Source organism: Variovorax sp. WS11, from assembly GCF_010499245.1.
GTDB lineage: Bacteria > Pseudomonadota > Gammaproteobacteria > Burkholderiales > Burkholderiaceae_C > Variovorax.
Window position 1 is genome coordinate 2,301,391 of record NZ_JAAGOW010000001.1, and the last position, 13,548, is coordinate 2,314,938.

At 65.9% G+C, this 13,548-nt stretch carries 13 protein-coding genes; 6 read left to right on the forward strand and 7 right to left on the reverse strand.

Features of this window, described 5'->3' with window-relative positions:
* The first annotated feature begins 546 nt into the window (after nucleotides 1–546).
* Nucleotides 547–1,584, forward strand: coding sequence for a Wzy polymerase domain-containing protein (locus GXN78_RS41150; protein WP_343231019.1), 1,038 nt, complete (start codon nucleotides 547–549; stop codon nucleotides 1,582–1,584).
* Between the two features lie 6 nt (nucleotides 1,585–1,590).
* Here GXN78_RS41150 and moaC read toward each other — a convergent pair whose 3' ends face one another.
* The gene (moaC, locus tag GXN78_RS11355) at nucleotides 1,591–2,085 is read right to left on the reverse strand and encodes a cyclic pyranopterin monophosphate synthase MoaC (RefSeq protein WP_106556148.1); all 495 of its coding nucleotides are present in this window, start codon (nucleotides 2,083–2,085) and stop codon (nucleotides 1,591–1,593) included.
* Nucleotides 2,086–2,141: 56 nt separating this feature from the next.
* On the opposite strand from moaC, the gene GXN78_RS11360 reads away from it, so the two are divergent.
* The 3 genes from GXN78_RS11360 (at nucleotide 2,142) to GXN78_RS11370 (ending at nucleotide 6,619) form a co-directional block, all read left to right on the forward strand.
* Nucleotides 2,142–3,698, forward strand: a complete 1,557-nt coding sequence (locus GXN78_RS11360; RefSeq protein WP_106556147.1) for a M48 family metalloprotease — start codon at nucleotides 2,142–2,144, stop codon at nucleotides 3,696–3,698.
* 942 nt (nucleotides 3,699–4,640) lie between these two features.
* Entirely contained in the window at nucleotides 4,641–4,952 is a 312-nt protein-coding gene (locus GXN78_RS11365) for a MobB mobilization protein (RefSeq protein WP_106556146.1), read from the forward strand.
* Nucleotides 4,949–6,619 carry a relaxase/mobilization nuclease domain-containing protein gene (locus GXN78_RS11370; protein WP_106556145.1) on the forward strand — a complete coding sequence of 557 codons (1,671 nt, stop codon included), beginning with the start codon at nucleotides 4,949–4,951 and terminating at the stop codon, nucleotides 6,617–6,619. Before GXN78_RS11365 ends, GXN78_RS11370 begins: the two co-directional genes overlap by 4 nt.
* A gap of 289 nt (nucleotides 6,620–6,908) precedes the next feature.
* Here the strand turns inward: GXN78_RS11370 and GXN78_RS11375 are convergent, their stop codons facing one another.
* From GXN78_RS11375 to GXN78_RS11385, 3 genes are read right to left on the reverse strand one after another with little or no spacing between them, the layout of a single operon-like run.
* The gene (locus GXN78_RS11375; protein ID WP_106556144.1) at nucleotides 6,909–7,262 is read right to left on the reverse strand and encodes a phage holin family protein; all 354 of its coding nucleotides are present in this window, start codon (nucleotides 7,260–7,262) and stop codon (nucleotides 6,909–6,911) included.
* Nucleotides 7,263–7,284: 22 nt separating this feature from the next.
* Entirely contained in the window at nucleotides 7,285–7,749 is a 465-nt protein-coding gene (locus GXN78_RS11380; RefSeq protein ID WP_106556143.1) for a hypothetical protein, read from the reverse strand.
* A gap of 21 nt (nucleotides 7,750–7,770) precedes the next feature.
* Nucleotides 7,771–8,508 (reverse strand): TerC family protein, encoded by a 738-nt coding sequence (locus GXN78_RS11385; protein WP_106556142.1) that lies wholly within the window; start codon nucleotides 8,506–8,508, stop codon nucleotides 7,771–7,773.
* A gap of 416 nt (nucleotides 8,509–8,924) precedes the next feature.
* Between GXN78_RS11385 and GXN78_RS11390 the strand changes: the two genes are divergently transcribed.
* Together GXN78_RS11390 and GXN78_RS11395 are read left to right on the forward strand one after the other, a co-directional pair.
* Nucleotides 8,925–9,389, forward strand: a complete 465-nt coding sequence (locus tag GXN78_RS11390) for a DUF3717 domain-containing protein (RefSeq protein WP_106556141.1) — start codon at nucleotides 8,925–8,927, stop codon at nucleotides 9,387–9,389.
* Between the two features lie 16 nt (nucleotides 9,390–9,405).
* Nucleotides 9,406–9,714 carry a DUF2007 domain-containing protein gene (locus GXN78_RS11395; protein WP_106556190.1) on the forward strand — a complete coding sequence of 103 codons (309 nt, stop codon included), beginning with the start codon at nucleotides 9,406–9,408 and terminating at the stop codon, nucleotides 9,712–9,714.
* Nucleotides 9,715–9,734: 20 nt separating this feature from the next.
* On the opposite strand, the gene GXN78_RS11400 is transcribed toward GXN78_RS11395, so the two are convergent.
* Genes GXN78_RS11400 through GXN78_RS11410 form a run of 3 tightly spaced genes read right to left on the reverse strand, consistent with a single transcriptional unit; the run spans nucleotide 9,735 to nucleotide 13,538 of the window.
* Nucleotides 9,735–10,295, reverse strand: coding sequence for a YaeQ family protein (locus GXN78_RS11400; RefSeq protein ID WP_106556140.1), 561 nt, complete (start codon nucleotides 10,293–10,295; stop codon nucleotides 9,735–9,737).
* Between the two features lie 26 nt (nucleotides 10,296–10,321).
* Complete coding sequence (locus tag GXN78_RS11405) at nucleotides 10,322–12,406, reverse strand: TonB-dependent siderophore receptor (protein WP_239142820.1); 2,085 nt, start codon at nucleotides 12,404–12,406, stop codon at nucleotides 10,322–10,324.
* A gap of 49 nt (nucleotides 12,407–12,455) precedes the next feature.
* Entirely contained in the window at nucleotides 12,456–13,538 is a 1,083-nt protein-coding gene (locus GXN78_RS11410) for a PepSY-associated TM helix domain-containing protein (RefSeq protein WP_106556138.1), read from the reverse strand.
* Nucleotides 13,539–13,548: the final 10 nt, after the last annotated feature.

Sequence of the window (13,548 nt, forward strand, 5' to 3'; positions counted from 1 at the left end):
CAAGCGTCTGGCAACTGCTTGCTTCAGGGGCCTGCGTGGCGGTGCTTCTGCTGTGGGTGCCGGCGCGATGGCCCCGGCGCCTCCTGCTTTTGTGGCTGGCTGCCGCCGTCACTGCCATCGCCCTGATCCACCACAGCGAACTCGGAGCGTGGTTGCCGGCCTGCGCAGGGCTGGGCGTCATTGCTGTCGCTGCGGGCGTAGGTGCCGGCCTCTCTCGCCCGGGGACCGATGCCCGGCCGACCGTCATCGCGTGTGGCCTCCTCACCGCCGGCCTCCTCAGCGCCCTCTTAGGCCTCCTCCAGTACTACGGCCTCGCCGCCGCCCTCGTCCCCTGGACCACCACCCCCGACCTCAGCCGGAGCCTACGGCAACCTCCGCCAACACCAAATCAGTTCGCCACCCTGACAGCACTTGCCCTCATCGCAGCGCTCTGGCTGCACGGCAGCGCCACCCACCGCGCCCGCCTCGCACTGATCCCCGCCGCAGCCCTGCTGCTTCGCCCTCGCCGCCTCGACCTCGCGCACCGGGCTGCTCCAGCTGCTGCTGATCAGCGGCATCTCCGCCTGCCTCGCCTGGCGCGAAAGACATCCCCGCCAGGGAGACACGGCGAGCACCCGCCTGCCACCTCCCTGGGCGCTCCTTGCCCTTATCCCCGCCTACTTCTTCGCCGCCTGGCTACTCCCCCTGCTCGCGGGCGCCGGCGTCGAAGGCATGATGCATCGCCTGCGCGAGGGCGCGCCCGACGCCCACAGCCGCCTCGTGCTCTGGGCCAATGTCCTCGAGCTGATCGCCCAGCATCCCTGGACGGGCTGGGGCTGGGGCGAGCTGAGCTTCGCGCACTACAGCACGCTCTACCAGGGCCCGCGCTTCACCGAGATCCTGGACAACGCACACAACCTGCCCTTGCACCTCGCAGTCGAGCTGGGCATTCCGGCGGCGCTGATAATCTGCGGCGGCTTCGGCTGGCTGGTGCTGGCCGCGCGGCCTTGGCGCGAGACCGATCCGGCGCGGCTGATGGCCTGGGGCCTGCTCGGCGTGATCGTGCTCCACAGCCTGCTCGAATATCCGCTCTGGTACGGGCCCTTCCAGCTCGTCTTCGGCCTCTGCCTGGGGTTCCTGTGGCCCTCGCCGCCCAGCAAGGCAGCTCCCGCGCCGGAAGGCCGGACGGCCTTCGCGCCCTCCCTGGCCGCCGCCCTCGCCCTGATCGCCATCGTCGCCTACGCCGCCTGGGACTACACCCGCACCAGCCAGCTCTATCTCGCTCGCGAAGACCGCCTGCCGGTCTGGCGCGACGACACGCTGGCCAAGGTGCAGGACTCCTGGCTCTTCGCCAACCAGGTGAAGTTCGCAGAGCTCGCGCTCACGACGGTCGACCGGGCCAACGCAGCGGAGGTGCATGCGCTGGCGCAGCGCCTTCTTCATTTCTCGCCGGAGCCGCGCGTGATCGTCAAGCTCATCGACAGCGCCACGCTGCTCGGCCGCGACAAAGAGGCCATCGCACAGGCCACGCGCTTCCGGATCGCCTTCCCGCGCGACTACGCGCGCTGGCTCGACCACGAGTCGATGGACGATCCGTCGGAGTAGCGCGCTTCAGCCCTTGGCGGGCGGGGCCGCGGTGTAGCTCCCCGACTTGCCGCCATGCTTCTCGAGCACATGCACGCCGTTGATCGTCATCCCCCGATCCACCGCCTTGCACATGTCGTAGATGGTCAGCAGCGCCACCTGCACGGCGCTCAGGGCTTCCATCTCCACCCCGGTGGGTCCCACCGTCTCGACGGTGGCAGTACACACCACGTGCGGCACGCCGCCCTCGCCCGTGGCGAAATCCACCGCCACGCGCGTCAGCGCCAGCGGGTGGCACAGCGGGATCAGGTCGCTGGTCTTCTTGGCTGCCTGGATGCCGGCGATGCGCGCGATGCCCAGCACGTCGCCCTTCTTCGCTGTGCCCAATTCGATCAGTGCGAGGGTCGCCGCTTGCATTTCGATACGGCCCGTTGCCACTGCCACGCGATGCGTGGCCGGCTTGGCGGCCACGTCCACCATGTGGGCCTGCCCTTGGGCGTCGAAATGGGTAAGAGAACTCATGCTTGAACGTTCCACGGAGTGAAGCATCATACGAGGCCCAGCCATCGACCCATGCCATGCTGCGCCGGACCTCTTCTCCCCCTCCGACCCGCAAGCCGAAGCCCCTGTTGCGAACGCTCTGCGCCTCTGTCCTGATCGCCTGTCAGCTCGCGATGCCGCCGCTGGCGCGCGCCCAGCTGCCGGGCATGGGCGACGGCGGCGAGATGACGGCCAGCGCCGAGCGCCGGCTCGGCGACCAGATCGCGCGCGAGCTGTACCGCGACCCCGACTACATCGACGACCCGGTGCTGGCCGAGTACGTGCAGGACATCTGGCAGCGCCTGCTGGCAGCGGCGCGCCTGCGCGGCGATCTCACGCCGGAGCTCGACGAGCGCTTCGCCTGGACCGTGCTGCTGGGGCGCGACCGCAGCATCAACGCCTTCGCGCTGCCGGGCGGCTATCTGGGCCTGCACCTCGGGCTGATCTCGGTCACCGGCAGCCGCGACGAGCTCGCCACGGTGCTCGGCCACGAGCTCTCGCACGTCACGCAGCGCCACATCTCGCGCATCATGGCCAAGCAGAGCCGGCAGATGCCGCTGCTGCTGGCCGGCATGATCCTCGGCATGATCGCCGCCGGCAAGAGCCGCAACGGGGATGCCGGCCAGGCCGTGCTGATGGGCAGCCAGGCGGCCTTCATGCAGAACCAGCTCAGCTTCTCGCGCGACATGGAACGCGAGGCCGACCGCATCGGCTTCGGCGTGATGACGCAGGCGGGCTACGCGCCGCAGGGCGCGGCCGCGATGTTCGAGAAGCTGCAGTACGCCTCGCGCCTCAACGACAACGGCTCCTACCCTTACCTGCGCAGCCATCCGCTCAACAGCGAGCGGGTGGCCGACATGCAGGGCCGCTACCAGTTCAGGCCGGGCAGCGGCGTCACCATGCCGCTGGCTATGGACCACGCGATGATCGCCGCCCGCGCCCGCGTGCTGGTGCGCCCCGGCGTGGACGTGCTGCGGCTGTGGATCGACGCGGCCGGCAGCGGCGAATTCGCGCGCAGCACGCCGGCGCAGCAGGCCGGAACGCTCTACGCGGCGGCCCTGGCGACCAACGAGCTGCGCGACTACAAGTCCGCCCGCGCGCTGGTGCAGCGGCTGGTGGCGCGAACGTCGGAAGATGCGCCGGCCGCGCGGCTGGCGCGCCTGCTCTCGGCCGAGATCGAGCTCGCGGCCGACGACGCGCCGAAGGCGGCCACGCTGCTCGACCTGCAAGCCAAGGACCGGCCCGAGATGCTGCTGGTCGCGCAGGCTGCTGCCGCCACCCGCAGTCCGAAGCCGATGGTGGCGCCGTTGCGCGACTGGGTGGCGTCGCATCCGCGCGATGCGACGGCCTGGCGCATGCTGGGCCGCCTCTACGGCGCGCAGAACGACACGCTGCGCGCCATCCGAGCCGATGCCGAGGCCAACGTGGCGGTGCTCGACTATCCGGGTGCGCGCGATCGCTTCAAGGCAGCGCAGGAGTTCATGCACAAGGGCGGAGCGCCCATCGACCACTACGAGGCCTCGATCATCGACACCCGCGCGCGGGCGATCGAGGTGCTGGTCAAGGAGCAGGCGGCCGAGCCGCCTCTTAGATGAATCATCTGAGTAGGTGGCCGATGACGTGGAAGGCTGCTGAACCCGCACCCCACGAATTGCGGCGGGGAATAGAATTTTTCAGACCGCGCGCCCATATCTCGGTCAGGTTCAAGCCAAGGTTGACGGTTCACCTTCGACCACATCAGGCTGGGCGTGTGAAGAGGCTTTCCTGGCCCAAGCGCTGAAGCCACATTTGCTGTAGTCCAATTCCTGAGATGAGCCGGCACGCGAGAAGTCCATTTTTTGAGCCTCTCGTTGCAGCAGGCAAAAGCATTCCTTAGCAATTGCCTGTTATCTTCTAGCAGCCCATCATTGAAGCAGATTCAACGCGCTTCTGTGCTTGTGCGAACGCCCTTAAAACTCAATGGCGCCGGTAAAGTTGGTGGACGAATAGGCACAACGTCAACACTCCGTTGAGTGTTCTCCTGCTTAACGGTTTGCGCAGGCTTTCTCTTCGCATTCATCACATATGTCCGGAGCGTCGTCTCCTTGATCTCGACTCCTTCACTTGTGAAAAAATCGCGTATAGCCGTATAGCTGTACCCTCGCTTTCGCAAAGCCAATATATCACGAGTCATACTTTTTATTGCCTTCGCTCTGCTGAGGGCCTCCGCTGGCTCCAGCGACGGAAGTTCTCGCATTTTTTTTGTCAGTTCCGCGACTTTACTGGTAGTGAGTTTGTGTGGTGCTGCCATAGGCTTCTGCTTCTGTGTTGCACAAGTGTAGGCAACATGTGCGGGGGCTTGCGATTTTTTTTGGCTCTCTTTCGGAGTGACTGTAAAAATTCGTAGCTCCAATCTCCTCGGAGCTTAGACTTCAGAGGCGACATACGTGTAGGGTCTTACCGTTACAGGATGGACCGTGTGACACACGATGCGCTGCCGTCTTTGAAGCACCAAGTCGCTTCACGAAGCCGGCATGTCGAAGTCAACATTTTGAAGTATGAAGTTCAAGTCCCTCGAGGGTGATCAACTCGATCAAGTGGTTCACGTAAGGCTGACAGGAAGCGAAAAGTCGCAACTCCGTGAAGATGCCGACTTGGCGAGCCTCACTGTGAGTGCGCTCGTGCGCCGGCGCTGTCTCGGCAGACCAGTCGCCGTTAGAGAAGACCAAGTGGTTATCAAGGAGTTGCGCCGTTTGGGCAGTCACCTTCAGCAGCTTCTCGAACGGGACGGTGAGCTATGCAGCGGCGATATTGCTTCCGCCCTTCGTTCCGTCATCACCTACATGGATGAGCGGACTACCAATCCATGATCGGCAAGAAAATTCCCAATCCGCGAAGAGCTAGCTCGAAATCAGTACGTATTGCCGCGCTCGTCGCATACGTGCGTGGAGAGCGTGTACACGCGGCAGAAAAGTGTTCGTACCTTGGTTCCCGCGGATTTCTCAGTCCTGCTCCGGCCACTCAAACTGCGGAAATGATAGCGCTGAGCCAAGAGGCCGTGCGATCTGTGGATCCCATAAATCACTATGTGCTCTCTTGGCAGGAGAGCGAGCAGCCAACGCCCGCAAATCTCGAGGGAGCCGTCACTGCCCTGCTCGATGAACTAGGACTGGCAGGGCATCAGTGCATTTTCGGGGCGCACACGGACACCGACAACGTCCATTTGCACATCGTCGTGAACCGCGTTCACCCGCACTGCCTAAAAGTCATAAAACCGAACGATGGCTTTGATCATGATGCAACCCACAGGGCAATCGCAAAAATCGAGCACGCTCAGGGCTGGGCGCACGAGGAAAATCGACGCTATCAAATGCTTGCCAACGGTCTATTGGGGCGCGTTGAGCCCAGTTTGGACAGGTCAAAGGGGCCAAGCTCCGCGAGGAGGGACGCTGAAGGAAGAACTGGTCAGAAATCGGCCGTGCGAATCGCGATCGAGGTCGGCGGATGGATTCTGAAGTCTTCGACTAGCTGGCAGCAGTTGCATGAACGGTTAGCTGCAGAAGGCATCAGGTATGAGCCGCACGCGAGAGGTGCCCTGCTCTGGGTTGGCGAAGTGGCCATCAAGTTTTCTAGCGTGGCGCGCGCGGTTAATCTGCCCGCCCTGTCGGCACACTTGGGCGCTTACCGAGCGGCTTGCCCTGCCACGCAACCCGTGGGGCGTGCGCCTGAGCCATTGCGCGAGAACGATAAACTCTGGAGCTCTTATGCTCAAGCCATAAGTTCCCGCCGGAAGGTGAAAACCGTGCAAGTTGGGGCTCAACATCAGCAGCACGACATAGAACGCAAGCAACTCGTAACCAGCCAGAAGAAAGAACGAGCGGCATTGTTCGGAAGCAGGAACTGGAAGGGCCACGGCATTCTGCTCAACGCACTGCGCAGCGCGATGGCCACTGAGCATGCCGGCGCGCGGGCGGAACTTAACAAACACCAAGGGCGCCAACGCGCGGAATTGGGCCGCCGATATCCGCCTGTTCCTGGATTTGAAGAGTGGTTGCGGTCTCAGAACAACGAAAGAGCCGCGAACGACTGGCGGTTTCGGTTGGCAGGCGAGCGCTGTTGGATCCGCCGCGCAGGAAATATGGCCTCTGGATCCGTACACGGAACGGGTGGCGAAATTGCGATCCGAGCTACGGAGAAATTTGTGCGATTACGCCAAGGTCGCCCTGCATTGACCACAGCTGCAGAGGCCGCCATTTTTAGCGCCTACTACCATTGCCAAGAGGATCTATCGAGCCGTATGAACGAGGTGGACGCTTCGCAGCTGGATGCAATGATTGCGGCGCAGTTGCTCGAAGCAGGTCATTTGCCATCGGAAATCGAATGGGCGATCTATTGCTGCGCTTGGGGGGCGCCCCCCACAAGAAGCCCAAGAGCTCAGTTGGAGCGACTATGCCAGCAGCACTTTTGCATACGCAACCGAGCTAGCGGCAGAAAGAGACTTTCTCGGGCGTCAGACGCTGGAACCCGCAACGATTGACGAATCCGAACCTGAAGAGGGAATTGATGATCAAGAGATGATCGAGAGAGGTCCACGCTTTTGACTGTCGACGATCCTGGGTGTTCCGAGCGCTACCGCGCACGACCTTCCGCGAATGCGCGGCGGAACCCTGTGCGAGAGGCGTGACCTCCACCGAACTTATGGGGCTTTCCAGCGAACTGCTGAAGATTCGTTCTCGTTGACGCGTCTGCTCCAATGCCACAGCGCTGAGATCTCAAGCGAGCACTCGAATGCGCCACGCTCTTCCGAGCTCTGAACGACGGGCAAGTCAACGCTTTAAGAACATGCCACCCAACGCGGCCTCGATGACCAGGCCCAGCAGCGAGTAGATCAGCGAACCGATCAGCGCCGCCACGAATCCGTTGACGTGGAAGCCCTGCAAAAGCCCCGAGGCGGCCCAGAACAGCAGGGCGTTGATCACGAACAGGAAGAGGCCCAGCGTGACGATGGTGACCGGCAGCGTGAGCACCACCAGCACCGGCCGCACCACCATGTTGAGCAGGCCGATCACGGCGGCGGCGATCAGTGCCGAGGTGAAGCTCGACACCTGCACGCCGGTGTAGATGTAGGTCACTGCCAGCAGCGCGAGCGCGCTGAGCAGCCACTTGATGACGAGGCGCATGCGTCCGGTTGCGGCGCGCGCCTCAGTCGGTCAGCTCGTTGGCCAGCACCAGCAGCGCGCCCATGCCGAGCACCGCGCCGGGCAGGGCCCAGCCGGACTGGCCGGGCGACTGCACGTCCGGCGCCACCGGCTCGAGGTCCACGCCGATCTTCGGGCGGCGGGCGTCGATCACGCGGGCGGTGCCGTGCTCCATCTTCAGGCGCTGCGTCAGCTCGGCCAGCGGGCCCTTGGCCAGGACTGAAGTCACCTGGCTGTTCTCCAGCTGCAGCAGCGGCAGGAGCTGGTCCTGCGTCTTCGCCAGCCACTTGTTGCGCCAGTTCTCACGCGCGCTGTGGCTCACCCATTTGCTGATGCGATGCGTCATGCGCGGAGCGCAGGCCACCAGCACCCAATGGCGGGCACCCGTGCCGACCGCTTCCGGCGTGAGCCGCGAGAGCAGCTCGCGCGCATAGGCCGCATCGTCGACATACAGAATGATCTTTTCCATGGATGCTCCTTGTTGGCGAGATCAGGCGGTGGCGGTGTCGTGCGGCTTGGGCCGGCGCATGGCCACCCACTTGCCGATCGCCAGCACCAGCAGCGCGCCGCCGATACCGGCAATGTAACGCACCGTGTCGGTCTGCGGCAGCTTCGGCACCCAGGTCCAGGCAGCGGGGTTGACCACCGAGGGATCGGTCACGGCCATGGTGCCCGCAATCCAGCCCAGCAGCATGCCGCCCGCCGTGATGATGATCGGGAAGCGGTCCATGAGCTTGATGACCAGCTGGCTGCCCCAGACGATGATCGGAATGCTCACCAGCAGGCCGAAGATCACCAGCGGCATCTGGTGGCCCTGGCCCGCGCCCTGAGCGGCGCCGGCGATGGCGATCACGTTGTCCACGCTCATCACCAGGTCGGCCACGATGACGGTCTTGACGGCGGACCACAGCTTGTCGCTGGCGGCGATGCTGCCGTGCGCATCGTCATGCTCGGGTGCGAGCAGCTTGACGCCGATCCACACCAGCAGCAGCGCGCCGGCCAGTTTCAGGAAGGGGATGGCCAGCAGGGTGAGCGCGAAGAAGATCAGGATCACGCGCAGCAGGATGGCGCCCGCCGTGCCCCAGAGAATGCCCTTGGTGCGCTGCGCGGGCGGCAGCTTGCGGCAGGCCAGCGCGATGACGACGGCGTTGTCGCCGCCCAAAAGAATGTCGATCATGATGATCTGACCGACGGCGACCCAGAATTCGGGGGTCAGGAACTGTTCCATAGAGTCCTCTGTTCGTGATGCTTCATCCCATGCGAGTCGGATCAAGCGGCTGAATGAGGACCCCAGGGGTCCCGGACATGCAAACGCTTCGATCGAACCCGCGCGAGCTCTAATCGAAGGTCTTGCTCGGCAGCGTGAACTGCCCGACAGGCCGGAAGTGTTGTCTTCGTATTGACGACCTGTCGAAGTCCGCCCTCGTGGAGGACGGGTGGGAGCTACTCCCCTTCGTGGGGGCGATTAGAGCATCGAGGCACCCGGGCTGGCAACCGGATTTTTCTCGGGGCTTAAAGAAAAAGCGCCGGTATGTTGCGCCGCGAGGGCATTGGACGCTATCGATTTAAGAGCAAGGCATAACCTTCACCCGCCGCCGGATTTTGCCGGCACTATGATGCCCAGCCGCATTTTTCAGACCTCTCATGGCCGCCATCCACATCACAGACATCGAGGCCGCCATCAACTACTGGCGCGACAGAAAGCCCTCGCCCGACGGCATCACCCTCGCGCCCGAGCTGCGCGCGCTGGCCGAGGTCTACGCGCTGATGGTGTTCCACCACGAGGACGAGGCCGATGAGGTCGGCTTTCCGCCCAAGGCCTGGGACGCTTGGCTGGCTTGGTACCAGAGCACCCCCGACACCCCCTGCATCGCCATCTGCTCCACCAGCCAGGGCGACGACGAGTGCAAGGGCTGCGGCCGCAGTTTCGACGAGGTGCAGCACTGGCCCTCGATGACGCCGGCCCAGAAGCGCGCCACCTGGCGCCGCATCACCATGTTGGACAAGGCTTGGCGCTTCAACCGCTATGCCGAACGCGCGCGCGAGGCCGAGCCCGCCTGGCCGGACGACGAGCCCGTGCCGGCCGATGCGGCCGAGCTGCCGCGCTGAACAGGGCACACGCGCCATGCGCCGCCTCGCGCAAGCCCCCAACCTGGCGATCGCCACCCTCTGGGCCGATGCCTTGCGGGAAGAAGGCGTCGCGGTCTCCGTGCAGCGCGAATACCTCGGCGCGGCCGCCGGACAGCTGCCGCCCGACCAGTGCCTGCCCGAGATCTGGGTCGAGGACGAGGCGCAGTTCGACCGCGCCGAGCAGTTGCTCGATGCCCTGCAGCACCGGCCCCAGCGGCGCTGGCAGTGCCGTTGCGGCGAGCTGGTCGAGGGTGGCTTCGAGCAGTGCTGGCGCTGCGGCGCGATGATGCCCCGCGAGGCCTGACGAGGGCCTGCGAGAAGGGTTTACTTCCAGCGCAGCGGCTCGATGTCCACGCTGTGCGTGCCGTCTCCCAGCATCAGCGTGCCTTCCTGGATGGTGGCCTGCAGCTGCATCGAGCGCTGCGCGAGCGCGGCCAGCGCCTGCGAGGCGGCGGTCGGCACGCGATAGACGGCCAGGTTCTGCGGCCGCGTGAGCTTGTTCTCGATGCCGCGCCACCAGACCTCGGCCGCATGGTGGAAGGCGTAGACGATGGTCTCGTCCGCCTTGCCGCAGGCCTTGATGATCGGCTTGTCCTCCGGCTGTCCGACCTCGATCCACAGCCGCACCGCGCCGGTGAAGTCGCGCAGCCACACGTCGGGCTCGTCCGGGTTCGACAGCCCGGCGCCGAAGGCCAGCGTGCCGTCGCCCTGGCAGACGTCCTGCAGCTTGTAGGCGTTGAGCGCCAACGCCACCAGCCGAATCATCATCCGCTCGTCGGTCTCGCTCGGGTGGCGTGCCAGCGTGAGCGCATGGTCGGCGTAGTAGCCGTGGTCGATGTCGGCCACCGCGAGGGTGGCCTTGAAGATGGTGGATTTGAGGGCCATGGGGTCGCGAGTGTAGGCGGCGCGGCTCAGAACATCATGCGGCCCTGCACGTACACCGTGCGCGGCGCGCCCACCAGCTTGCCGGCGTTGGTGTCGGTGGTGCGCGTGAAGTAGCGCTTGTCCGCCAGGTTGTTGACGCCCACCGCCACTTCGACGCCCCGCTTGCCGGGCATCTTCCAGCGCGCCTGCGCGTTCCAGACCCGGAAACCCGGGATCACGCCCACCGTGCCGGCCGCGTTCTCCGCCGCCGTGTTGGCCTCGTCCGCGAACTGGCTCGACTGGTGCGTGCTGGAGAGATTGAAGCTCCAGTCGCCGATCGCGTAGCGCGCGCCGACGGTGTCGGTGTGGCGCGAGTAGAAGGGCACGTCGTTGCCCGCGAAGCTGCCCGAACGCAGCTTGGCGCGCGTGCTGGTCAGCGTCGCGTAGGTGCTGAAGCCTGCCAGCGGCCCCGACCGGTCGAAGGCGTAGTCGACGCTGGCCTCCAAGCCTTCGTGGCGCGTCTCGCCGAGGTTCAGGAAATAGTTGGAGCTGCCGACGAACAGCAGCTGGTTGTCGAAGCGCATGTTGAACAGGGTGGCCTCGGCCGACAGGTTGCCGCTCTTCCAGCGCGCCCCGGCCTCGACCGTCTTCGCCACTTCCGGCATCAGCGGATTGCCCAGCGGGTTCAGGTTGAGCTGCAGATGCTGGATGCTGCCGAAGGAGGTGTTGTAGTTGGCGAACAGCGTCAGCTCGCGGCTCAGCAGATAGGCCACGTTGACCGAGGGCAGCGACTTGCTGTTCTTCACGCTCTCGCCGTAGCCGGTGAGCGTGTTTTCGCGGCCGGTCTCGATGCGCTCGAAGCGCACGCCGGGCGTCACGCGCCAGCGGCCGATGGCGACCTGGTCGTCGATGTAGAAGGCGTGCGCGTCGGTGCTGTTCTCCGAGCGGCGCGCGATGGTCGGCCGCGCGGTGCGCAGGTTGATGTTCACGTTGGTCTCGTCCGCGCGCTCGCGGATGTAGCGGTAGCCCACGCTGACGTCCTGCGTCACGCTGCCGGTGGCGAAGCGCTGCGTGTAGCGCGGCTCGATGCCCAGCACGCCGTAGTTGCGCGGCTGGTTGCTCACCGAAGTGGCGCTGGCGTCGAAGTTGTTGGCCAGGAGGCTCTGGCGGAAGCTGTCGTTGTAGAAGGCGCGCAGCTCGAACTCCTGCGTGTCCGAGATCGTGTTGAGGTAGCCCAGGTCGATGCCGGTGCGGCGCCCGCTCCAGAGATCGCGCGTGCGCTGCGACTGGAAAGGGTCGGCCGCGTACTGGGCGCGCGTCAGGCCGCCGGGCACCTCGGTCCTGGCCTCGTAGTAGGAAAACTTGCCGTACAGCTCGGAAGTGGGGCTCAGCTCGTAGCGGAACTTGAGCGCCACGTCGTCGATTCTTTCCTTGCTGTGGTCGCGCCAGCCGCTGCCTTCGGAGCCGGAATAGAGCAGCGCGAGCCCCAGTTCCTTGGTGACTTGGCCGCCGATGAAGGTGCTGTACTGCGTGCTGTGCCCGCCCTCGCCGAAGCTGTTGTAGCGCAACGAGACATCGCCCGCGAGCGGCTCGTTCGGGATCGCGCGCGTGCGGAAGTTGATGATGCCGCCCACGTTCTGCGGCCCGTAGCGCACCGCGCCGCCGCCGCGCACCACGTCGATCGATTCGATGTTGGCCAGGCTCACCGGCGCGAAGGACAGCTGCGGCTGGCCGTAGGGTGCCACCGCCAGCGGGATGCCGTCGAGCAGCACGGTCGAGCGCGGCGAGTAGCGGCCTTCGAGCCCGCGCACGCCGATGTTGAGCGAGATCGCGCTGCCGCCGCTGGAGGAGTTGTCGGTCACCTGCACGCCGGGGATGGTGCGCATCACGTCGCCGATGCTGGTCGCGCCGGTGTCGGAGATGGCCTGGCGCTGGACCAGCGTGCGTGCGCCGGCAAAGCCCTGCACGCTGTTCTGCAGGCCCGAGCCCAGCCAGTCGCCGCTGACCTGGATGGTGCCGAGCGTCGGCGCCTCGGCGTCCGTCACGCTCGATTGGGCTGCGGCGCTCATCGCGAGCATCAGGCCGCAAGCTGCGGCGACGATAGTGCGCGAGGGCAAGGGATGGGTGTGCATGGTGCTCATGGAGATCGATGAAAAAGAAAAAGAAAAAAGGGGGGCAGGCTCAGCGACGACGGCGCCGGCGCCACCAGAGCCAGAGTCCGCTGAAACCCAGGCCGCCGAGGGCCAGCCCGGTCAGTGCCGTGAGCACCGAGTGCGCGGACCCACCGAGCGCGCCGGTGTGCAAGGGGTAGATCACGGCCACGGCGCGCGCACCCGGGTCCAGCGCGCTCCAGCGGCGCGTGCCCAGCACCTCGCCGCTGACCGGATGCAGCCAGACCGAGCTCAGCCCGTTGGGATGCGGGTCGTCGTCCAGCCTGAAGCGCACCTGCACCGGCCGCGTCGGCTGCGACGGCAGGAGGATGTAGCCGATCGGTTGGCGCGGGAAGACTTCCCGGGCCCGCTCGACCAGCGTGTCGAGCGTGCCCGGTGGGCCTTCGACAGCGCTCTTCGCCACGGCGGGCGGCGCTGTGGGGGCCGACCCGGCCAGGGTACTCACGAAGACGCGCAGCGGCGGCCAGGCCATGTACGCGCCGCTCAGCACCGACACCAGCACCAGCAGCCCCAGCAGCGCCCCTCCGGTGCGATGCAGGTCGAACAGCCCGCGCACCAGGCCCCGGCGCAGTTCGACCCGCCAGGAGGGCGGCCAGCGCGTCGGCCACCACAGCACCAGGCCGGAAAGAAGCAGCAGCGCATAAGCGAGCGCCACGCCCGCGAGCAGGGCCTTGCCCGTGTCCTCGAGCAGCAGCGAGCTGTGGATCTCGAACAGCAGGTTGAAGGCGCCCTCGTGCTCGCCGCGCCGGCCCTGTTCCAGCCCGGTGGCCGGATCCAGGTACACCGTGCCGTTCCAGCTGCCGCGCACGCGCACCCAGAGCGTCTCACCCGGCTCGCGCGGCGGGCGCAGCGTGAGGCCGGTGCGCGGGCCGAACTCGCGCAGCAAGCGCTGGCGCACCGGTTCGAGCGGCGCCGCCGGCGCGCTGCCGGCCGATTCCGAAACAAAAAGCCGGGGATGGGCCCAGCGGTCCAGCGGCTGCGCCACGACCAGCGCGGCGCCGAGCAGCGCCGTCAGCGCAAGAAGCCAGCCGAGGCCGAGGGCCGTCCAGCGATGGGCCTGGAGCCAGAGGCGTCGCAGTGCAGGGCGCAGCATGGGATGAGGC

Excerpts from the sequence above, each read along its gene's own strand:
- moaC (WP_106556148.1), bottom strand. The coding sequence starts at position 2,085 with ATGAGTTCTCTTACCCATTTCGACGCCCAAGGGCAGGCCCACATGGTG.
- GXN78_RS11360 (WP_106556147.1), top strand. The coding sequence starts at position 2,142 with ATGCTGCGCCGGACCTCTTCTCCCCCTCCGACCCGCAAGCCGAAGCCC.
- GXN78_RS11365 (WP_106556146.1), top strand. The coding sequence starts at position 4,641 with ATGAAGTTCAAGTCCCTCGAGGGTGATCAACTCGATCAAGTGGTTCAC.
- GXN78_RS11370 (WP_106556145.1), top strand. The coding sequence starts at position 4,949 with ATGATCGGCAAGAAAATTCCCAATCCGCGAAGAGCTAGCTCGAAATCA.
- GXN78_RS11375 (WP_106556144.1), bottom strand. The coding sequence starts at position 7,262 with ATGCGCCTCGTCATCAAGTGGCTGCTCAGCGCGCTCGCGCTGCTGGCA.
- GXN78_RS11380 (WP_106556143.1), bottom strand. The coding sequence starts at position 7,749 with ATGGAAAAGATCATTCTGTATGTCGACGATGCGGCCTATGCGCGCGAG.
- GXN78_RS11385 (WP_106556142.1), bottom strand. The coding sequence starts at position 8,508 with ATGGAACAGTTCCTGACCCCCGAATTCTGGGTCGCCGTCGGTCAGATC.
- GXN78_RS11390 (WP_106556141.1), top strand. The coding sequence starts at position 8,925 with ATGGCCGCCATCCACATCACAGACATCGAGGCCGCCATCAACTACTGG.
- GXN78_RS11395 (WP_106556190.1), top strand. The coding sequence starts at position 9,406 with ATGCGCCGCCTCGCGCAAGCCCCCAACCTGGCGATCGCCACCCTCTGG.
- GXN78_RS11400 (WP_106556140.1), bottom strand. The coding sequence starts at position 10,295 with ATGGCCCTCAAATCCACCATCTTCAAGGCCACCCTCGCGGTGGCCGAC.
- GXN78_RS11405 (WP_239142820.1), bottom strand. The coding sequence starts at position 12,406 with ATGCACACCCATCCCTTGCCCTCGCGCACTATCGTCGCCGCAGCTTGC.
- GXN78_RS11410 (WP_106556138.1), bottom strand. The coding sequence starts at position 13,538 with ATGCTGCGCCCTGCACTGCGACGCCTCTGGCTCCAGGCCCATCGCTGG.